Below are 21,110 nucleotides of genomic sequence, written 5' to 3'. Positions count from 1 at the left end.
CCACCACGTTCGGGTCGCTTATTCCGCTTCGCGGAACACGCTCGCCTCACTCCCCCTCATGGTCTCGCCACGCTGCGCGACTCCGGCCCCCACCTGTTCGCTTCCCTCCCGCAGCGTCAAGGTCCGCTGCGCTTTGCTCCGCTCTCCACCTTGACCCTGCTCCGGTACGCCCCCGCCCCGCCTCCGGGCCTCCATCGCTCCGCGTCGCGAGCGTTTCCTTCGTTCCCAGCGGGATGGACTGCACCACAAGGGATGCCAATCAGTCCATCCCGCCGGAAACGAATGCAGGGGTGGTTGACGAACAACCAACGCGCAAGCGCGCACACGGAGGAAAACATGAACGACAAGACGAACAACACCCAGGAACATCCCCTCTTTGGAGAAGTGATCTTTGCCTACAGCCGGGCACAGGCCATCGAAGATGGCGTACTGATCGAAGTGAATGAGCAGCTCGCCAAACAGATTGGCTTTGTACTCCCCATCGCGATGACTTCAGCCGCTTGGGAGTCCTGCATTCCTGTCCCGGAACACCTCAAAGACCAGCCCGACCAAACCGAAGCCTTGCGACTGGCCGACCTGCTTCGGGTGCTTCGCTTCGTGATTCGCAACCGGATGGAGTGCGGACAGGACCGCGTGAATTTCCAAGTGCTCAGCAGCTTCCAGACGGCAATCAGGAAGCCATCAAGCTGAAAGCGATCTGCGGACCTGGTGACGACCCGCGCCCAGTGCTGACCATCCTGCTGCCTCACGAGGACTGATCGGTTTCCTCCAACGGGGCCAGTGCTCCCGCCCAACATTCGCACCGGTCGCACTGGGGCCGGTGTTTCTTCATGGAGGAATTACAATGACCGCTTGGAAACGCTTTCAAAATCGAAGCAACGACAGACCAAAATCGAACCTGATCCGCACAGAGGACATCGTCAGGCAGATGTTTCCGCGACCGGAGGCGCGTCGCGGAATCAACGAACCGGTCGCCGCGTTTACGTTCGGTGATGTTTGGGCACGAATCTGGTTGAACGAATCCAAAGACGGCACGACGTATCTGCGAATTTCTTTGCACCGCATCGACAACAGAAATGCCTCTGACTGCATTCGAAACAACTTCCGACCTCAAGACTTCAACGACGTGATTCGCGCCGTTCGGCGCTGCCATATCTGGCTCAAGGAGCAATCCAAATAGCTCCACGCTCCGCCGCTTTAGGCGGGGCATTTTTCTGCGCGCTGAGGTACGCGGCATTGCCGCGTCTTCTTTGTCCCGTCCGGTCGCAGCATTCCCCAGTACTTCGTACTTGGGAGATGCCTTGCCCGTCCTCCGTCGCATCCCGTGCCGCTGAACGCGGCCCGTGCTGCTCCTTGCGTTGCTGGAACGCAACGCTGCCTGAACGGCATGGCATGACCGGCTGGGGCCGGTGCATGCCGCGACCTGTACGGTCGCCGGCTCGCTGCCGCTCGCCTGGGTCCGACCCGGCTGGGGCCGGGTGCGGACCACTCGGCCTCCGCTGAACGCTGCGGCCTGCCCCTGCGGTCTGTACGACCTTCGGGGCACCGCGTCGCCAGGGCGACGCGGGACTTCTGTGATCGGCGTGGCACTTCACCCTGCAGGGCGAAGTGCCACGCGACGTGCTGCAAGGCACGGGCGTAATGCGAAAGCAGCATCCGAGTAAGCGCGACAAACTGTGCCAACGTGTCAGGTCAGAGTGTCCGCCGACACCTGGGCTGAATCGGCGCAGAAGTTTCGGTACAATCCAAGGCTTATTTTCTGATCACGCTGATTGCCAGTCGTTGCGAGGTTGATGTTGACCGAATGTGATCGCGAAATCGTGGGCATGCTTTGTAGTCGGGTTCGAATCGTGGCTCTGAGTCAAGTTACAAATCACTGGTGGAAGGAAGCCAAACAAGGGCTGGAGAACGCACGTCGTCGTCTCTCCGTGCTGGTGAAAGAAGGACTTCTGAATGAGTCGCAGGTGATGGCGCGACCCCTCCCGGAACTCACCGCACCCGTGATGAGCTGGAAGCCCGGTGACGCCGAACCTGCATACGGCAGCATCGCTTGGCGGTTGCAATCGCGCTGGGAAAAAGAGCCTCGCAAGACCCGCGTCTACTTCGCCACCAGCCGTGCAGCGAATCTCTTTGGAGGCCGTGCAGCCGGTCGCATCAAGCAAGAGTTTCAGGCAACGCATGATCTCGGCGTCAGCGAGATGTTTTTGCAGCTTCGCGAGCAGCGGCCTGACGAGGCCAAGAACTGGATTGGAGAAGACGAGCTCGCCCCGCATCGGCGCGGACAAAACTTCCAGATGCGGTGATCGCCCTTCGTGCCGATGAGCGTCCGCAACTCGTGTTGGAGTTCGGCGGCGCTTACGACAAAGACCGACTGATCGACTTTCATACCGACAACCAGCAGCGGGGACTGCCCTACGAGATTTGGTAATCATGGCCAGACGGAACACAAAGCATCCCCGTTTGGTCGACCGGGATTATGAAATTCTCGACCACCTGCCCCGTTATCGCATGACAACGCGCGAGGTTCTGCACCACCTCTTCTTTTCTGATAGCGAACTGAATGCCGTCACCAAAGTCACGTCTCGCTTGGTCGATCACGGATTTCTGAACCGCTACGAGCTGTACTCCGGTCGCAGCTACTTCGTGGTCGGCATTGAGGCAATCAAGCTCTTCGGACTCTCACCCAAAAAAGTGCAAAGCCATCGGCACTCAAGCGCTCCCGCGTGAATACGGGATCTTGCTCTTTTGCTGCATGGCCAACACGCCACGCGAGCGGCTGCTGGTGTCGGAGCTACAGCAGAAAGTTCCGAATTTCACCGGCAAGCGTTCCGACTGTGGTCACTACTACCTGGACCATGACGGCGAAACCGTTCGCCTGGCCCATATCCGAGTCGATCAAGGAGGGCCGCCAGACCATGTCATTCGGAAGTGCCGAGAAGACTTGGAAATGCAACTGCGGATCGCCGCTGTCCGCACGCTAATCGAACAAGACCGCTATCTCGTGGCAATCATCACAGCCACCGAAGAAAAGGCCGCCGCAATTCGCGAGGCCATTCAGCGGCACAGTTGGAACGTTCGCTTTCGCGTCGAAGCCGTCGAAGATCTCGCCCAACTGCTCGCGAGCGGGTCGTCGAGTCGTTCTCCGTTTGATGGAGACGGCTGATGTTTCGCACCATCCGGCAGTTTCTCGATTCACTCGATCTGCTCCCAAAGTCTCTCGCGCAGCCGATCGGAAACCCCACGCAGGTTGACCGGCTGCCGAACACCTCAGGCGTCGAGCTGGAATTTCCGGTCGTCAGCGGATCACTGCCCGAGAATCGCCGGGGCGCCCGCTGGCAGATTTTTCTGGGACTACTGTGTTGCCTTCCGCTGGCGATCGTCGCCAATTTCAATTTGTACTACTCGATTGAATTCATCCTGGGGGCCGTCGGGGCGCTCGCCCTGGCGATTTTCTCGGTCGTCTTCACCGGCTTTCCGAAGCGCTGGTCTGCGTGGCTGTACTATCTCTTCGTCTTGCCGCCGCTAATGCTCGCGTTGACCATGCTGCGCGAGCCGTTGCTCATCGCGACAGTCGCGTGCATTTGTGCCGTCATCGTCGCTGACAGCTTCGCGTGTCATTTCTTTCATTTGCAGACCACCTCAGTACTGGACCGCGATCGCGCCCTCCAGCTTCGCTCGCTCTGGCGAGCGCGCTGGTTTTGGAATACGGCCAAAGGTCTGGAGCTGTACTCACTGCTGGTTGTCGGGCTGTTCTCCTTTCCCGTGTTTCTCTGGTGGCTCATGTCGGCCCCAGCATCGGGCATGATGTGGGCCAACGTGCCGCCGCTGATGCTCGGCCTCTTGGTGTTGCTCCTGCTGCCGCTCGTGGTGGAGGTCCTGGCAGGCTACTTCTACGTTCGCCCGTGGATACGACTGCGACAAATGCGAACCGCGTTCTGGCCAGCGCTGGTGCAGTGGTTCACCTACAACCCACAACACATCAAAGTTGCCGGTGCCTACCAGACGCCGGCAGGCAGTTGCCGGCGACGCCGGCGGCTGAGTTTTTGGTTGCTGATTCTGTTCGCGGCGAGTTTCGCGCAGCTTTTCAGTCATGGCATGGACTACAGCAATCGGCTCTTTCGGGTGCAGGGATTTCCTCGCCGTGGCTTCTGGGAAAAGCTCCATGACTTCGATCCGGCTGACTGGCACAAACGAGAAAACCCGACCAGCATTCGCGGCCAGTCACCCGATCCAGAACCCGCAGCCGATTCTTTCCTGCTCGCTGGCGATCCGAAACTGGAGCCGTATCAGGAACGAATGCTCCAACGCATGCCGCCCGAGGAACGCGAGCAATACTTGAAGCGGCTTCGTGAGCGAATGCCAGCGGAGCCGACAGAGCCTGCAAAGCCTGCGGCCACTCCAAAGTCGGCCTCAGAAGCGGGTGATCCGGCATCTCGGGAGAAGCAACAAGATCGCATCGCCGCACGGTTTTTCTGGGTCGCTGCTGGCTGGACTCTCGCGGTTGTGACCTGGGCGACCTATCCGGTCTTCGCGGTCTTATTCCCGCTCCTCTACGTCGGCGGCTTTTGTTTCGCAACTACTGGCCGCGTCGCGGGGTACCTCCGTCCCAACAGTGATGTAGATCCGCAGGACATTCTCTCAGCGGACGGTTGGGAAGAACTCGTCAAACGAGTGCAGTCCTCAGAAGACAACGTGGAGAAGAAAAGTCTGCTGCTCGGAGTCAACGCCAGCGACAACACGCCGGTGTTGGTTCCGCTGAAGGTCTTCGAGGAACACGCGCACCTGATCGGCGATTCCGGCTCGGGCAAAACTTCACTCGGAATCTCGCTGATTCTTTCGCAGATGGCGCGAGTGCAGGACACCTCGGTTGTCGTTATCGACCTGAAGGGGGATGACCTGGCGCTGTTCAGCGGGAGTCGCATCGACTCAGAAAAGGCGAACAAGCCCTTTCGCTGGTTCACCAACGAACTGAATCGCTCAACGTACGCCTTCAACCCGCTACGGCAGGCGTTTTTCGCAGGGCTGTCGCTGTATCAGAAAACCGATGTCATCACGACGGCCTTGGGTCTTCAGTACGGCACGGATTACGGGCGCGGATATTTTTCTGACGCAAATGCCGAGCTTCTCTTCAACGCCCTGAAGGTCCGGCCCGACATCGACTCCTTCCGGGAATTGGAGCAAGTCCTCGGGGATCGCTACGCGATGCGCGGCGTCAGCAACCAGGTGCTAAAAGACGGCTCGCACATCCGCACTATCGTGTCTCGATTGGCAGCTACCGAAGCTCTGAATGTCACGCCACGCACTCAGGTCCCGGAGACCGTCCTCAAGGAGCAGATCGAATTCAGTGACGTGTTCCGCACTCCGCAGGTCGTCTACCTCCACCTGCCTTCGTCACTTGGAACAACATCGTCGGCTGAGATCGCCCGCATCGCACTCTATTCGCTGCTTGGCTCGGCGCGGACCGTACCCGACGCCGAACGCAAACAAGTGTTCGTTTTCATCGACGAGTTCCAGCGCATTGTCTCCGGCAATTTGGAACTGATTCTCCAGACCGCCCGCAGCATGAAAGTCGGACTGATTCTGGCCAATCAGTCGATGTACGATCTGAAGCGTCAGGGCATCGACCTGATGCCCGCCGTTCGGGCCAATACTCGCTACAAGCAAATCTTTGCTGCATCCAATGTCGAGGATCAGCAGGAGTTGATCGCTCTTTCCGGTCAAACTCTCGTTCACCAACGCGCCTGGCGGGAGTCCCTGAGCGCCCTTCACGGCGGACAGACCAGCGTCGGCTACAGCGAAACGCTCCTTCCCCGGCTTGGCGTCAACGACATCCTGCTCGCCACCGATCATCCGCTCCAAAGCATCGTCCAGATTCGACGCGGCGATGGCTACGCGCAGTACGGCGGTTTTCCTTTCGTCATGCGCTCGACGCATCACATCAGTGCCAAAGAGTACGGTGAACGAAAGAATGCTCGTTGGCCAGAACAGAACCCGGCAACACTGGTGCCCACATTGGAGTCGGCCGCTGCGATTCAGGATGTCGTCGTGGGCGAAAAGCGAAAACCGATCATCGATGCCAAGCTGCCGTTTGAAGAAGCGGACGGGAACAAACCAGACCCGCTCCGCGACGTTTGGCAGTCCCAAGTTTCAAAACGCAAGAAACGACCCCCAAAGAACTAATCCGATAGAAAGGGCAATCAATGACCGACCAACCACCGGCCCCAACTGGTGACGTGTCGCGGCCTGACTCCCGTCGGCTCGGCACGACCGCCGTTGTTGTTGGCCTGGCTCTGTTTGCCGCCTACATCTATTTCGACGGCAAGAAATCTCGCGATGCGGCTGAAGCCCGCCTCGCGGAACAGGTCTCCCAGAACGCCGAATTGCAGAAGAGCATGGCCAATCTGCAAGAAGTCGTTTCAGACTTGAAGACGTCGAAGCTGTACCAGCAGCAGGAGCAAGCGATTGCCCGTGATGCGTCGCTTACCGCCGTTCAGGTCGCGAAGACTGCTGAGGACCGGATTGCCCAGCTCCGCAGTGCATTGAAGGTCTGGCAGGCCAAACGCAGTGAAGTCCTTGACGGCGAGGCTGGCCGAAAGATTGCTTCCGACTGGAAGCTCGTCGAACGTGCGGATCGTCTGCTCTCGCCTTACCTCCCCACCGCAGAAACTGCCGACCAACTCGCGCAGCGCCTGGACAGCTTGATGCAGCCGGTCAAGCGTGCTGCCGAGCAAGACACTGCATTCACGCCGAGCAAGGATCTGCAATCGCGGATCTCCGATATCGAGTCGAGCGTCAACGAGCAGTTGGATGAGATTCAACGTGCGACACGCGACTTGGCGGCACTGGCGAAAGAAGCCAGTGCTCTCACCCCACATGAAACGATGACGCTGCAAGCTGCCCTGGATACTGTCCAGGAGCATCGCGACCAGGAACGGCGCGAGGCCGAAGATGCCGCATTGGGACAAGCGCGGCGCGAAGGTGCCGATCGCATCGCCAGAGAAAAGGCGGAAGCGCAGCGCAAGATTGACATGGCCCAGGCGGAAGCGACAAAGCTCGCCGGTGAGCAGGCCGCGGCGAAGATCGTTCAGGAAGCCCAGGCCGAACAACGTCGCCAGCAGGAAGCGATGGCGGCCAAGAAACTTGCCGAGGAAAAAGCCGCCCGCGACGCCGATTTCGAGAAAGCTCTGCCCGACATCAAGCACTACCTGTCAGCGTTGGTCGAAAACGGCACGACGTACACCAAGAACGCTGCCAAACCTGGCCCGGTGTCGTACGCAAAGCTCGTCGAATGGCACGCGATGAAGGAAGGCCGCACCGGCATGGAGGGCCTGATGTACGTCGCCAGCATTCAGAACGACCGCAACCAAGGACCGATTCCAAAGTTCATTGGCAGCGCCTCCGGCTTCGAGCGCACCAACACGCCGGAGTTGAGAAAGGCCCATGCGTTGCTGCTCAAGTACGCAAAGCAGATGGTGGAGAAGGGGCTACTCGCCCCCTGAGCCGAATCTGGTACAATGCAGGCATGTTCCTCCGCTGCCGGGAACAGAAAAATAAGGCGGCCTGACCCATTCCGCCGGGCAGTAAAACATAAGGCGGTTTTTTCGTTGGCGCGCGAATCGAGCTCGCATCTGACGACTTTGATTGTCAGTTGAAACTTGCGACCTCGTGCCCAAGGAACACATGCGACGCAGCTTGGAGACGAGGCCCTCGGGAATCGAACAACAAAGCCTCTGCGGGCCAAGGCGAACGGCGGAGTCGACTGCTCGTCTCTGCCCCGAGTCTTCCTCATCCTTCATTCATCGAGCCAAGGGCCTCCGGCCTCACGGGGCGAGCTCGACGGATGAAGGACGACGAAGCCTCAGCACCCAACTGGAAGTAATCTCGTGGCTTTGGTCACGCTGACAAACTTGACGCCGTATCTGTCGTTTGGTATCACTTGATATCTGTTGACAGGAGGCATGCAAATGAATTCAGAGGCCCAATGGCTGTCTCTTGAAGAGACGGCGGATTACCTAAGCATGGGAAAAACTGCGCTGTATGCGCTCGCTCGCGATGGCCGGATTCCCGCTCGCAAACTCGGAAAAAAATGGGTCTTTGAAAAGGCAAGCGTAGATGCCTGGGTTCGCGCTAACCAACCGCTGGAGTCATTCTTTGTAAACCTGGACTTCAATATCGAGGAGAATGCTGCTCTTCGCGATCCCCAACGCGATGGCTATCTGCGGACGTACGACTTCTTTCGTGCAGGCAAGAACAAGGCAATCCTTCAGATACCCGTCGGCTGCGGCAAAACCGGTCTGGCAGCCCTGCTTCCTCTCGGGCTCGCAGAGGGGCGCGCCCTTGTTATTGCGCCGAATCTGACAATAAAAAATGGCCTTTACGAGGCGATGGACATCACGAACCGCCAGAAATGCTTCTGGCGGAAAGCAGCAGTACTGAGTCCTGACCAAATGGTAGCCGGGCCTTTGGCATGTACCCTCGACACAGGCAATATCTCGGTAGCGACCAAGTCGCACATCGTCATCACCAACATTCAGCAGCTTGCGACCAGCGTCGACAAGTGGCTTTCGCAGTTTTCCGATAACTTCTTTGACATGATTATCGTCGACGAAGCCCACCACAGCGCCGCTGCAAGCTGGCAGAAGGTCATCGATCACTTTCCGAATGCAAAAATCATTCACATGACTGCGACGCCGTTCCGCAGCGATCGACAGGAAATCGACGGGGAGTTGGTGTTCCGTTATCCTTTCCGCAGCGCGACCCTAAAAGGCTACATTAAGCGACTGAAAGCCAGTTACGTCGCTCCTTCTGAAATCGAACTCGGTTTTTCCGACGAGCGAGGCCGCACATACAACCTTGACGAGGTGCTCAAGCTGAAAGAGGAAGAGTGGTTCAGCCGAGGTGTTGCGCTTGCTCGACCCTGCAACCAGCACATCGTTGACAGCAGTCTCGAAAAGCTCGAAGAGCTGCGGCAAAGTGGAACTCGACACCAGCTTATCGCCGTCGCGTGCTCGATCAATCACGCTCGGGAAATCCGATCGCTCTACCAGGAACGAGGTTTCAACGCCGATGTAATCCACAGCAAGCAAACTTCTGACGAACAAGAGGCGATTCTCATTGCCCTGCGCAACGGTACTCTGGATTGTATTATCCAGGTGCAGATGCTTGGCGAAGGGTTTGACCACCCGAAGTTGAGCATAGCAGCTATCTTCCGCCCATTTCGGACCCTCGCCCCCTACATCCAGTTTGTCGGCCGAATTATGCGCGTTGTCGTTCAGAACGACCCGGTGCATCCAGACAATGTCGGCCACATCGTCACTCATCTCGGCATGAATCTCGACGAACGGCTAAAGGAGTTCAAGCAATTCGAGAACGACGATCAAGCATTTTGGGATAAGGTGATCAGCGGCGACGAGCCCGAGGTGCCTGCTGAAGTCCGTGATGGCTCGACGCGGCTTACGGTTGGCGAGCGCGTCGTCGTACATGGTGAAGTTGTGGAATCGCTTTGGGAGGAAGATTTCACTACCATCGAGGATCAGCAGGTCATAGAGGATTTGCGCGACCGGCTGCGGTTGTTTGGTCTCGACCCCAGCCAGGCAGACGAACTCGTGAAAAAAGCGCAGGTGGCACCCGTTCGCAAGCGGGCGCCTTCTGAACCGTTCGCGGTCCAGCCGCAACGGGAATGGGAAGAGGCTAAAAAACGGCTGTATGAGCAGGCGCAACGCATCGCGAAATTGCTGCTCAACCACGTCGAGTTGACTATGCCCGGCATGGAGCTTGTCCATAAATACAAATCTCTGAAGCTTGCAGGAAAGAACAACTACGTGTCTGCTCTGATGATGGTAAATGCCGAGATCAACAAACGCCTTGGAAAAGAGCGTGCACAGGCTTCAACTGAGGAATTCAAACACGTATTGGATAATCTCGATGACATCCTCCAGACCCTTGCGAGACGTGTCCGCAAAGCCAAGTCCGAATATGAAAAAAATCAAGCCTAGAGGTCCCGTTCCCTCGCTAATTGGCAGTACGAACGGAAGGCCAAAGCGGGTAAATGTCTTGAAGGCGTCAAAATGCTCTCGCTGTCAGGGACCATTTGTCGCCGGGCAAACCTGTGTTGAAATCCCGAAACTTGGCACAGGTTTTTCTACCTCTAAGCGAGTATGCGACGAATGCTTCCGCAGCATCCTGACAAAGACATCTGAGGATCTTGAAACCATCAAGATGATCTAGCAATCGCGAATTGGTTTACCGACGGGTAAGTGCTGCGCCGCGACAAGAGTCAGAGGTCCGGTGGTGCCGTAACCTCTGCGAGAATGGTTCGAGAATCGCCTTCTGCGTCATCCCGAACCGATCTCAGTCAACCATCGCCGTTGCCAGCATCGTGCCCCTGGCTGAAGATCCAGGAATGAGCTTGATCGGCGACTTTCGCGACCAGTGGCAGATCATCGCGTCCGAAGCTGGCGGAGTCCTTCCACGCTTCTCCCTCCTTGTAGAGGCGACTGACGGTGACGTTGTGGCGCGTCCCGTTCTGCGTGTCGTTCTCCCAGATCGCAGCCTTGATGCGTCCCAAGCGAATCTCATGAACCGGTCGATTTTTGGTCTGCTGTGACATGACGAATAGCTCCAACAAGAATTGAAACGGAACCAATGAGCACTTCCACAACGGAGGTGTTCCACAGACAACTAAGCAGCCAGGGCGAACAAGCGGCCGATTTTCTGATCGAGTTCTGCCCGATCGCCTGCGAACTTCACCGACTGACTCAGCCGGGTGAAGGCATCCACCAATGCGAAGATTGTGAATGCGCCTTGAGCCTGCGCGAGTGCCAGGGCCTCTTTGATCAGCCCTTTGGGCAAGTCCTCGCGGGCCAGCACTTTCGACACCTGTTCGGCATCGTCGCCGAGTTTCTGCGTCAGTGCTTTCTGCAGCACACCCGCGAAGCTGTCCCGCCGTGCGTCGCGCCGTGCGACCAGCTTTTCGACCAAGCGCCGGATCTCATCCAGGCCATCCTTGACGTTGGCCGTGTGCTTTCGGCTGAACTCGACGACTTCGACAGCGTCCCACACGATGTGGTTCTGACACACCTTTTGGAACCAGAACGTCTGAACGCCGAGAGAGCGCCGACCGACTTCACTGTTCCAGACGAAGAAACCAGGTGCGAACGCATCACCGTCAATCTCGATCCAGCCGAGCGGATCGATCAGAAACGCGAACATGTCCTGCTCACCGCAGTACAGCCCCGTTCCGTGTCCGTTCATTGCATTCTGCGGAGCTTGAAAGCCTGGCCCCGCTTCACGGACTGCATCCAAAAGATCGGCGTTCCAGAGGCGCGTGTAAGCGACTCCGTGAACCGACCTCACGAGGTTGTCCATCGTCAACAGTTGCAGCGGTTTGTCAGAGCGCGGAAGCGTCTCTTCAAGTGCTCGGCTCGCAGTCTTGTTCGACAGCCGATTGATCGTGTCTTTGCTCACGCCGGCCATGCGGCAGAGCTGTGAGAACGACCAGTCATTGAGCACACGATCGGGATTGTCTCCGATCATCAACGTCATGTCGTGCGACAACCGCACGTCCTCCGGCTTCTGCCAGATGTCTGAGGACTGCTCACGCTGCTGGCGACAATGGCCGTGCAGCACATCGAGCGAATCGAAGCACTCGTCCGGCGGTCGCCGAAAGAGTTCCTGATTGGCCGTAGTCAGATTCGTCATGATGCCTCTCCTCGAAATCGCGGACTTGGAAAATCCGCCCGGCATACGCAGCCGAGCCACGGGTCGTCCACACACGTGGGCAACCTGGGACTCGGCCGGTGGGGCCGTGGAAAGGCCGAGAAAAATTGAAAACCTGTGGCACCACCGACCTCCCGATCACGGCCCGACCCGTCAACGAGAGGTGGCGTTTGTCATCCCTCCTATTCCCGACAAACAGAGAGCGTTTCTGATCCAATTCCCTACCACGAAGCGAGGAAAAAGGCAGTGGGAACGCCATGAAAAGATCAGCAATAACGAGTGCTTGCGAGGTCGCCTGCACTTTTGCATGCAACGGTGCTTGAGCCGATGCAGCAAGCGCCCGACAGTACCATTGGAGGGACAGGCTTGGGTACCAGGCATCAGCGGAAGGTTTCAGAACCGATTCAGACTGCGTTTAACGCGGTGTCAACCGCCCCTTCCGTGGCTGAACTGCGTCAGTCACTCGGGCTGACCCGAAAGCTGTTCTCGCGCCTCACCGGATACTCGGAGCGGGCGATTGCTGAATGGGAAACGGGAAAGGAGCAGAGCGACTCATCCCGTCAGCGGTTGACAGAGATTGTCCGTTTGCAGCAAGCGTTGCTCACCGTGATTCCTGCCGAACAAATCGGTGCCTGGCTGCTGCTGCCGAATGACTCCCTCGACGGCTTCAAGCCCTTGGAAGTCATCGAACGCGGTGAAATTGACCGAATCTGGCGGTTGCTCTATCTGCGGGATGCTGCTTAACGACGGAGAGAGGCATTCGCACTACTGCGGCCAGCGCAGCAGGCGCTGCGGAGTGAGGAAGATTGACGTTCCAGCGACGTGGAACGTGGGACGGTCTTCGGGTTGGCAGGTCCATTCGTAACGGCCCGTCATCCATCGCCCATCCGAATAACGCTTGAGGCTACCGCCGCAATGCACTGGCTCGCCCGCCTGAGGGACACATTCGGAGTCGCTCATTCTTTCGATAACTTCGATGTGCGCCGCTTTGTGACGACTACTTCTTCCGATTGATCGTGCCCGCATAATCGTCGAGAAGTTGCCGCAGTTTTAGTCGATGCCCTTCTCCAAAAGAATCGTATGTCAGCAAAATAAATGGGAATCCGGGGCTCTGCATCGTCAGCTCCCACACTAGATCATGATGCCGATACACTTCCTCGCCTATTTGAAACAGTGCGTAAATCAACGCTGAAAAAGCGTCAGGACCTGGCACTAGTTCGACCTTCATGTTTGGCGCCCCATCGAACTCGAATCGACAAAGAAAACGCCCATCTTCGAGCTCAGTTGGGAGAAATAGCCGTACTGTTACCGGAATGCCGTCGGAGTCCTTACGGACCAGTCTTCTCTGAGCAATAAGTTTTTCAGAAGTCATGGAGCCTACCGAAACGCATTGATCAGAGCTGCAAGGGCCGACACGGTCAGTCGGAGTGAGGAAGGCTTTGGCATAGCGCACCTGCTTACGTCGGGAAGGAATATGATCTTCCTCACCCAAGCAGTTTGGAGCCGCGAATGTCAAACTGGAGTGCAAAGTCAGCCAGCGGCGAAATACCGCCGACAGACACCGGAAACCCCTCAGGACGAAAAACAGGCTCGCCGGGGTATCGCGTTTAGTGCTACACAAAAGACGTTGTGGGGCACTAACTCTGACATTCGGAAAAACTCACCGGATCGCCATTTCCCGGCGAGTTCGGTGGCCCAAAAGAATTGGCAGGTCTGCCAAAAGTCTGCCCCTTGAATGAACGTTTGTCGGCTCAAGGAATCGCTCCGTCGAAGGGTGAGCGTTTGCTGGGCATCCCATCTGAACCGCACCACGGATGTTCGACCGCGATGACGACATACTGCTGCCCGCCGAGAGGGCCGAGGCAAACACGCCGGGATTGATCCGTGACGCCGGGAGTGCGGCACAATTTGCGTGGGAAGAATTCATTTATGGTGCGCTGAGAAACCCGAACACTCGCCGCAACTACGGACATGCCGCGAAGCGCTTTCTCGTGTGGTGTCAGTCGCGAAGCCTGGAGCTTCATCGCGTCTCGCCCCGAGACGTGGGCCAGTACTTCGACGAACTCGCAGTGTCGCCGGTGACACAGAAGCTCCATCTTTCCGCGATTCGTCGACTCTTCGATTTTCTGGTCAACCGGCACGCCGTGCTTCTGAATCCGGCCGCGAGCGTTCGCACCGAGCGGCATCAAGTCATTGAGGGAAAGACGCCGGAGATCGCCATCGAACAGGTGCGGACCCTCTTGGCGAGCATCGACACCCGCAGCGTCGTCGGCCTTCGGGACCGCGCAATACTTGCGACTCTGATTTACACGGCGTCACGCATCGGGGCCGTGGCCAAGCTCCAGCGCCAGCATTTCTATGACGCCGGCGGACAATTCTGTCTTCGCTTCAATGAGAAGGGAGGCAAGTCACGCGAGATTCCTGCTCGCCATGATCTGCAAAACTTCCTCAACGAGTATTTGGACGCGGCGGGCCTTCAGAACGTCGAAAAGCAGGCTCCACTGTTCCGTGCAGCCGTGCGAAGAACTGGACAACTGACTTCCCGTGCGCTGGCGCGGGCGGACATGGGCCGCATGGTCAAACGCCGCATGCGCGACTCAGGTCTTCCCGCACGCCTTTCTCCTCACTCGTTCCGAGTCACAACCATCACCGATCTTCTCAGCCAAGGCGTGCCGCTTGAGGACGTGCAATTTCTCGCCGGGCACGCCGATCCGCGAACGACGAGGCTCTACGACCGGCGGCAGCGGCGAGTTACGCGAAATATCGTGGAGCGGATATCAATCTGAGTCTGTGACGAATCGCGCGTGAGCCGATCCAACAACCTCGACCCACCCCACCAACTTGGCGTTGTAGCCTCTGTTCTCGCCGAGCACGCCGCGATGGACGAGTTCGCGTTGAATCATCGGTTCAAGAGTCTCGGTCAGTAGATCAATCTGAGCGACGGCACTTGCTGGCGATGGTTCAAGCTGGAATAGTCGATCAGCTTGTTTTTCCCAGGAAGGGATACGTTGACCGTCGCCGTCTACCGCCAAGGTCAGCAAATGGCTTCGCGTTTCGCCACGTTCGCCCTGCATCGTGACGTGCCAGATGGAAAGAACACCCGAGCGGCCATCATCGCTCCGAACTCGTACGCCAATCTGATCGTCAGGCAGGTCACGGAACCGCTGCATGAACTCCAAGACGAGTGGATGGTCCAGACCAAGCAGGTCTACGTTGTCGGATTGAATGGAAGCATCGCGGTCTGTTGTGAAGCGAAGAGTGTCCCCATTGGCTGAAGCCGAGACGACAAACACTCCGTTCGATTCCGGCCGAAACGTCCTTCCATCTTCTTCGGCTGCGTTACGGACGAAACGAACGATTTCGTCCATTCCCTCGCTCGTGTCTGAGAATGGCTGATAGTCGTCGAGCGAGAAGCCGTCGAGATCCTGAAACAACTCATACACGACGTTCCTTGCCTCGGACGCATTCGAGAGCGCTTGTTCGAGTTCGAGTCGAGTTCGCTTCAGCTCTGGGTCAGAGATTGCCTGAGCGTAGAGGCTTTCGTAGCTGAGCCGTTCCGAAAGCTGCCCGAGAATCTGAGATCGCAGGTCTTCAGCGACCTCCCCATGCTCATCGACCTTGCCCAAAGTCTTGGCGATCTCCTTGAGCTTGTCGTCAAGCAGCAGAAAGATTTTGCCTTCGATGGTATCGGACAACACGAGATTGTAGACCTGCGCCGTATGTCTCTGTCCGTAACGATGGATGCGACCGATTCTCTGCTCCAAGTCCATTGGGTTCCACGGCAGATCAAAGTTGAATAACACGCGAGCATGTTGCAGGTTGATGCCTTCCCGACCGGCAGCCGTGCAGATCATCACTCGGGGGCCGTTCGGCTGCTTGAACCGCTTTTCGGCCGCCAGCTTGGTTCCGTGATCGCCCCCTTTGAGGACAACCACGCCCTGGCCGGGATACGCCTTCTCAATCTCCTCGCCGAGCATCTCGACGCTGCCGAGGTATGTGGCGAAGATCACGACTCGCTCTGACGAATCCTGTTGCCAGAGCGTTCCAAGGGCGTTGATCAGATTCTTGACTTTGGTTTCGCTTTCCGGCGGATACTTCGTCAGCAGATCTCGAATGCGTAGGCGCTCTTCAGGCAACGCCAGTTCGACGGCGACGATGGCGGAATCCTCAGAGGCAGTGGTCGCCGTCTCGGAAGAATACTCGCTGGACAGAATCGCCAACTCGTCATCGTCCATTCGCTTGACGATCTGCCGTTTCAGGTCGGCAAGAATGCGTTCAGACTCGATCTGACCGAGGCGATCTGCCGGAAGATGAAACTCCCGCATGATCAACTGGCGAGCCTCCGCGAAGGCGGCATCACGGGCGTCGATGTCCAGCTTGCTGTCATGCATCAGCCCTTCTTGGACCGTCAGGGCGATCAGACGCCGACGCAGTGTACGATGCACGGCGGCGAAGCTCGAAGCGGCGATCTTCTGGAAGATCGTCATCACGAAGCCGAGCGCACGGCCCTTGCTGCCTTGCTGCTTGGCCAGAGCGAACCCGTCCATCAGATACACGTTGAGTTCGTTGTAGAACTCACGCTCCGCATCCGACATCACGAACGATTCGGTATGGACCCAACGGCGGGCAAAGAGCGTTGAGCCGTCAGGTCGGCAGGCGTCGGCCTTCGTGCGGCGGAAGATGATTGAATTGAGCCGATGCCGATTCTCCAGCATGTCGTCGGGCGACGAGAACATGGTGGGATCGAGCAGCTTCATCAGCATGTAGAAGCGGTAGTGGTCCCCTTGGTGCGGTGTCGCTGATAACAGGAGCAAATCCCGGCAGTGGTCCTTCAGTGCTTCCGCCAGCTTGTAGTTTTCCGTCTTCTTGGTCTTTCCCCCCGATCTGGAAGCAGTCAGGTGCTGGGCTTCGTCAAACACAACCAGATCCCACAGCGGCGCATCCATGAGCCGTTTGACGCGAGTTCGGCGTTTGAGCGTATCGACACTCGCAATCAGCCGGTCGTGCTTGGCAAAGGCGTTAGATTTTCGGTCGGTGACATCCCCCTCGCTTCCAAACACTTCAAAATCGAGATTGAACACTTCGTTCAGTTCTCGGTGCCAGTTGTTGACGAGGCCCGCGGGGACGACCATCAACGCCCGGTTCATTTCTCCACGGCTGGCAAGCTCCCTCAGGATAAGTGCTGTTTCGATCGTCTTCCCCAGGCCAACTTCATCGGCGATCAGGTACCGGCGTGGCGAAGCGGTGGCGATTCGGTGCGTCAGCACCACCTGATGCGGCAGCAAGTCGATCTTGGCGGAGGTTAACGCCGCCGCACTCTCCAACAGTGGCAACGCATGGGCCTGATACGCCAGCCATGCTCGACGGTTCCGCGAAGCCCCTGCGCTGACATTCTGCACGATCTGCTCAGACCGCGGGAGAATGGGGGTCAGCGAAACGAGCGGGACTTGGCGTTCGCCACTGCTAAAGAACGCCCGCACGAACCCGTTCGCCGCCGAAGCGACGATAACGCCCTCACCAAATTCGGCGTGACGGATTCGCTGACCAGGCTGAAGAGTAGGAGCCGATGACATTCAGAAATCGCCGCTCAAGAAATCCTTGGGTGGTACAAGCCGAGGCGATTCCCTTTGGCATCGTGAATCTCCTTGAGATCGTGCTGTGCTCCGTTGAACAGGCAATGACTCAACGGAATCTGCTGCTGTCGATGCTCGCCGCTGCAATGCCACAACCAGGCATCTTCGCTGACGTGGTGCTGGAGTCTGGCATGCTCAACCATCCAGAACACTAATGCCGCCTGACTTCCGCCATCGGCCACTTCCCGCTGGTAGCTCACAATCGCCGGATAGATCTTTTGCTCAAGCCACGCCGTCATGTCGTCAGGAGGCAGAGCGTCAATGCACGCTTCCAATCCAGCAACGACAAGAGCGACATCGTTGACCAGTGGCAAATCAGAATCCGGCCAGCCGGCCGCATGAAGCTGTCGGAATCGGCGCAGACTGATCACCTGCGTCGGCTGGCACAACTTGTTGAGTTCGTCGGCATCCCATAGAAGAGAAATCCCACGCCGAGTCCACAGGTCGTCATTGATCAGCGGAGCCTGCATTCTGGTCATTCCCCTCCGTCCAGGTCGAACAGCGACAACTGGGAGTCAACTTTCGGCTTGTTCTTCGCCAGCCATGTCGAGTAAATCTGCTTGGCTCGTCGGGCGGCGGCTTTCATTTCCGCATCGCTACCGTGTTTGCCGAACCAGTCAAGCAGGTCGCTGATGGCGGGGTGCGGGACGAAGCTGCCGCTGTTGAGGGTGTCGCTGGCTTTGATGCCGCTCTCGTCGTAGCAGGCACCGATCAAGAAGAAGGTCTGATCGAAGTCACGGGACATCCCCTTGCGAGCCTTCCCCTTCCACTGCTGTGCCCATTCGAGCGGCGGCGTGATCGTGAAGATTTTCTTCTCTTCGCTGCACCAGCCTCGTTCCAAGAACTCGGACGGCGAGACACCCGTGCCACGCAGGTATTTCTGCATCTGGTCACGTTCGAGGCTGTCACGATCAGCGAACAGGCGAAGGAACTGCCGGGTGTACGGCTCGGCGAGCACTGGCGGGGCTTCGCTGGTGGTGTCGCTCTCGTCGTCGAGAAGCTGGTTGATGCCGACGAGAGCGTCCTTGACGGTGAACTCGTCTTCCCGTCCCTTCTCGATGTACACCTTGCCGTAGTGCCGGGAGTAGTATTCGAGAGCCTTGCCACGGCGGAGCACTTGCAGGTCCGCCTCGCCGAGACCTTCCTTCTGGTGCTGCTCGATAATCTCCTGAAGCTGGCGAACATCCCGCATGATCTGCCGCCGCAACCGTGCCCAACTAATCGGTTCTGGCTCTTCGAGTCGCTTTCGGCAGACGTGAACGATGTCGAACTCGATCTTTTGAGAGCCAATTGTGCCCGGTTTTGATCCTTCTCCCTTTGTTTCATCGCTACGAATCGGGAACGTCGCCTCAAGGATAAATCCTGCATCGAAGAGGCTCTTTAGGACAGCAACCCACGGCTCGTCCTCACTGTGATGGAACGTAAACGCAAGAATTCCTCCGGGCTTGAGAATTCGGAAGGACTGCCTCCAACACTCAGTCAAGAGCTTCTCGTAGAATTCATCCGCATCCTCCGGGTGACGTGCCCGGTTTGCAACTGCCTCAAGTGCCTTTGGTGTAAAGTCTGCATCGAAATAGTCCGGGTACCGTTCCTTCAGAGCCAATCGCATCCAGACGTGAAAGAAGTCAGCAAGCTCAGAGTAGTGTAGTAAGCCGCCGAATGGTGGGTCGGTCACCACAAGATCAAGGGATTCTGCTTCGATGCTGGTCAAGTCACTTGACGACCCGCATGTAATCTCGGCTCTGCTGCCGTTGAGTGGATCGAGTGGGAATACCTTCTCGGTCTTCGGGAGATTTGTCCTCCCACTAATCTTCTGAGCATCGATTGCCGAGTATGGGACACGCTCCCACGGTTGCCGTGACCACTCCAACCCGGCAAGAAGCCCCTCCCAATTGCTCTGCCAGTTCCCCATTCCAAAGTCCGAAAACACTGAGTTCTCGACTACATTCGGCTTTGGGTGGTAGTTGCTATTGCTCATGTGTGGCACGATATGGTCTTTCTTGATGTGCCAATAGCAAAACATGTTTTGATAACGGACATACTGCTGGAACGCAGGTACAATAAATTCTCGCACGTTCCAATCCGCATTCCCTGCCCTCAGAATGCCTCGAAGAATCTGTGCAAGCACAAGTAACTGCCTGTGGTTGAACATGGTCCACCAGTGAGTGTACCCATGATTCGGGATGCCACCGTTATTCATGTGCGTCATGAAACCATAGGGGACTTCGCTGGTTGGCCAATACGTAGCCAGATCAGTTGATCTCCTCAACTCCCACTCGTGACACGCTGCATTGAAGAGTGGGATCGACGGGTATCCGAAGAATCTTCCAGAGTAGGCTTCCCCATTTTTAGAGCACTCAGGACACCTGCCGTGGACGGCGTACATCGAGACGGGTCCAGCCTTCTTGGTTTTCTTGATGGATTTCAGAACGTCTTGTTCACGTCCGCACGTTGCCTCCTGACACTTGAACTTGGATTTTCCCGGCACGGTACCGCCGGTCTTCCCCGTCAGCATTAGGTCGCCAGTGTCCGGGCATGTAATGCTTTCAGGGAGTTCACCACGAACTTCAATCAGCTTGAGCGACTTCGCCCGCACTTCGTTCCAAGCGGCAGTTGCCTCCGCAGAGTCGGTCACACTGCCTCCGAACCAGTTGCCATCGGAGTCTTTGCCGGGCGATCCCTTGAGCCAATCGGGATGGACGAGCAGTGTCAGGTCGATCTTCTTATTCTTGGATTTTCCAAGTGACGATGACTGACCATCACTCGCCGCCTTCTGATCTTGGCGTTCATGACCGCAGTGAGGGCAGGTGTAGTTGCCCTTGTCATCCATGACGGAAAAGGGCGTTTCGGAATCCGCCACGACCAGCATCGCTGCTGGTGCCATCCGAGCGTCCTTCTGTTCGATGTCGAACTTCGTGCCGCAGGACTGGCATTCCTTTCCACTCCACGCTTTGACCGTGAGTTGCTTCAAGGCGACAACCGGGGAAGACATGATTGGCGTGCGGTGGTTGCACTCTGACGCCTGACAGGGACCGTGCTTCGCCCAGAAGGTATAGATGACTTCCGGTCCTTCGTACTCGTATTCTGGTCGCTGCTCTGGCGTCAGGCTGAGCGGATCGAAGTTCGACTCCATCACCTTGCCGGTTGGCTTGTGCGTCCACTTCCCCTTATGCCCACGAGGACAGTCGCAGGCGTAGAACGGCATGATCTGCGGCTTGACCTCGGCTTCGATGGCGTCGAGGAGCTTCTGAACCTCCTTCGGATCGACCTGAGCCAGTTCGTTCTTGACGACCAGCCAAGCGACCGGGTTGAGGTCGTTGCCGTACATCTGCATTCCGAGCCGGGCACCTTCGACGATGGTGGTGCCGCCCCCCATGAAGATGTCGGCGACCTTCAGCTTGCGGAACGCTTCGTTCTTCTGATGGTTGCCGTAGTAAGCGTCCCAGACGGTCTTCGCCGCTTCGCCCTGATCTTCGGGAGCCTTCGTCGCCGCAGCGATCAGCATCGCCCGGAACACGCTCGACCGCCGACGTGCCCACCATTTCGACATCTGGTAAATCGGCTTCCCGGCGTTCCCCTCAATGGCGGCGACGTGGTTGATCGGCAGGATCGGGAAATCGACTTCGAGGCAGGTCTTCGGGCGATTCGGGTCGGAGAAGTCCACGGACTCCAAGTGCAGTTCCCGCCCGGCACCCACCGCCTCGGCGACTGCTTCCTGAAGTTCTTCCGCTTTCGTCTTCTTCTTTGCCTTAGCCACTT

18 protein-coding genes are annotated in these 21,110 nt (G+C 57.6%); 11 read left to right on the top strand and 7 right to left on the bottom strand.

Translation table 11 applies throughout. The annotated features are described in order from the left end of the window. The first annotated feature begins 336 nt into the window (after positions 1-336). The 9 genes from SH664x_RS18540 to SH664x_RS18500 all read left to right on the top strand — a co-directional run bounded on the left by SH664x_RS18540 (position 337) and on the right by SH664x_RS18500 (position 9,995). Entirely contained in the window at positions 337-690 is a 354-nt protein-coding gene (locus tag SH664x_RS18540) for a DUF6573 family protein (RefSeq protein ID WP_437203406.1), read from the top strand. 238 nt (positions 691-928) lie between these two features. Beyond that, positions 929-1,180 carry a hypothetical protein gene (locus SH664x_RS18535; RefSeq protein ID WP_437203404.1) on the top strand — a complete coding sequence of 84 codons (252 nt, stop codon included), beginning with the start codon at positions 929-931 and terminating at the stop codon, positions 1,178-1,180. 670 nt (positions 1,181-1,850) lie between these two features. Continuing rightward, the gene (locus SH664x_RS18530) at positions 1,851-2,303 is read left to right on the top strand and encodes a hypothetical protein (protein ID WP_437203402.1); all 453 of its coding nucleotides are present in this window, start codon (positions 1,851-1,853) and stop codon (positions 2,301-2,303) included. Continuing rightward, positions 2,300-2,428 (top strand): hypothetical protein, encoded by a 129-nt coding sequence (locus SH664x_RS18525; protein WP_437203401.1) that lies wholly within the window; start codon positions 2,300-2,302, stop codon positions 2,426-2,428. Before SH664x_RS18530 ends, SH664x_RS18525 begins: the two co-directional genes overlap by 4 nt. Positions 2,429-2,430: 2 nt before the next feature. Next, the gene (locus tag SH664x_RS18520) at positions 2,431-2,727 is read left to right on the top strand and encodes a hypothetical protein (RefSeq protein WP_437203399.1); all 297 of its coding nucleotides are present in this window, start codon (positions 2,431-2,433) and stop codon (positions 2,725-2,727) included. A 10-nt stretch (positions 2,728-2,737) separates the two neighbouring features. Continuing rightward, complete coding sequence (locus SH664x_RS18515; RefSeq protein WP_437203398.1) at positions 2,738-3,163, top strand: hypothetical protein; 426 nt, start codon at positions 2,738-2,740, stop codon at positions 3,161-3,163. A gap of 230 nt (positions 3,164-3,393) precedes the next feature. Next, positions 3,394-6,180, top strand: a complete 2,787-nt coding sequence (locus tag SH664x_RS18510; RefSeq protein ID WP_437203396.1) for a type IV secretory system conjugative DNA transfer family protein — start codon at positions 3,394-3,396, stop codon at positions 6,178-6,180. A gap of 20 nt (positions 6,181-6,200) precedes the next feature. Continuing rightward, complete coding sequence (locus SH664x_RS18505) at positions 6,201-7,499, top strand: hypothetical protein (RefSeq protein ID WP_437203395.1); 1,299 nt, start codon at positions 6,201-6,203, stop codon at positions 7,497-7,499. A gap of 465 nt (positions 7,500-7,964) precedes the next feature. Further along, entirely contained in the window at positions 7,965-9,995 is a 2,031-nt protein-coding gene (locus SH664x_RS18500; protein WP_437203394.1) for a DEAD/DEAH box helicase, read from the top strand. 359 nt (positions 9,996-10,354) lie between these two features. Here the strand turns inward: SH664x_RS18500 and SH664x_RS18495 are convergent, their stop codons facing one another. Both SH664x_RS18495 and SH664x_RS18490 read right to left on the bottom strand, forming a co-directional pair. Continuing rightward, positions 10,355-10,609 (bottom strand): hypothetical protein, encoded by a 255-nt coding sequence (locus tag SH664x_RS18495; protein ID WP_437203392.1) that lies wholly within the window; start codon positions 10,607-10,609, stop codon positions 10,355-10,357. A gap of 71 nt (positions 10,610-10,680) precedes the next feature. Continuing rightward, positions 10,681-11,700, bottom strand: a complete 1,020-nt coding sequence (locus tag SH664x_RS18490; protein ID WP_437203391.1) for a DUF932 domain-containing protein — start codon at positions 11,698-11,700, stop codon at positions 10,681-10,683. Positions 11,701-12,084: 384 nt separating this feature from the next. Here SH664x_RS18490 and SH664x_RS18485 point away from each other — a divergent pair, with 384 nt between their 5' ends. Next, the gene (locus SH664x_RS18485) at positions 12,085-12,462 is read left to right on the top strand and encodes a helix-turn-helix domain-containing protein (protein WP_437203389.1); all 378 of its coding nucleotides are present in this window, start codon (positions 12,085-12,087) and stop codon (positions 12,460-12,462) included. A 21-nt stretch (positions 12,463-12,483) separates the two neighbouring features. Here the strand turns inward: SH664x_RS18485 and SH664x_RS18480 are convergent, their stop codons facing one another. Beyond that, on the bottom strand, positions 12,484-12,678 hold the full coding sequence (locus SH664x_RS18480) for a hypothetical protein (RefSeq protein WP_437203387.1): 195 nt from the start codon (positions 12,676-12,678) through the stop codon (positions 12,484-12,486). A gap of 37 nt (positions 12,679-12,715) precedes the next feature. Then, positions 12,716-13,090 carry a DUF6968 family protein gene (locus SH664x_RS18475; protein WP_437203386.1) on the bottom strand — a complete coding sequence of 125 codons (375 nt, stop codon included), beginning with the start codon at positions 13,088-13,090 and terminating at the stop codon, positions 12,716-12,718. A gap of 442 nt (positions 13,091-13,532) precedes the next feature. Here SH664x_RS18475 and SH664x_RS18470 point away from each other — a divergent pair, with 442 nt between their 5' ends. Next, the gene (locus tag SH664x_RS18470; protein WP_437203384.1) at positions 13,533-14,504 is read left to right on the top strand and encodes a tyrosine-type recombinase/integrase; all 972 of its coding nucleotides are present in this window, start codon (positions 13,533-13,535) and stop codon (positions 14,502-14,504) included. Here the strand turns inward: SH664x_RS18470 and SH664x_RS18465 are convergent. From SH664x_RS18465 to SH664x_RS18455, 3 genes are read right to left on the bottom strand one after another with little or no spacing between them, the layout of a single operon-like run. Then, positions 14,496-17,291 (bottom strand): DEAD/DEAH box helicase, encoded by a 2,796-nt coding sequence (locus SH664x_RS18465; RefSeq protein ID WP_437203382.1) that lies wholly within the window; start codon positions 17,289-17,291, stop codon positions 14,496-14,498. The two genes, SH664x_RS18470 and SH664x_RS18465, sit on opposite strands and share 9 nt — an antisense overlap. A gap of 14 nt (positions 17,292-17,305) precedes the next feature. Then, the gene (locus SH664x_RS18460; RefSeq protein ID WP_437203381.1) at positions 17,306-17,830 is read right to left on the bottom strand and encodes a 5'-nucleotidase; all 525 of its coding nucleotides are present in this window, start codon (positions 17,828-17,830) and stop codon (positions 17,306-17,308) included. Then, positions 17,827-21,108 (bottom strand): DUF1156 domain-containing protein, encoded by a 3,282-nt coding sequence (locus SH664x_RS18455; protein WP_437203379.1) that lies wholly within the window; start codon positions 21,106-21,108, stop codon positions 17,827-17,829. Before SH664x_RS18455 ends, SH664x_RS18460 begins: the two co-directional genes overlap by 4 nt. Positions 21,109-21,110 lie beyond the last annotated feature (2 nt).

Source organism: Planctomicrobium aquicomposti, from assembly GCF_051466325.1.
Lineage (GTDB): Bacteria > Planctomycetota > Planctomycetia > Planctomycetales > Planctomycetaceae > Planctomicrobium.
Note: the sequence above shows the minus strand (reverse complement) of the source record. Positions and strands in the feature narration are given on the sequence as shown.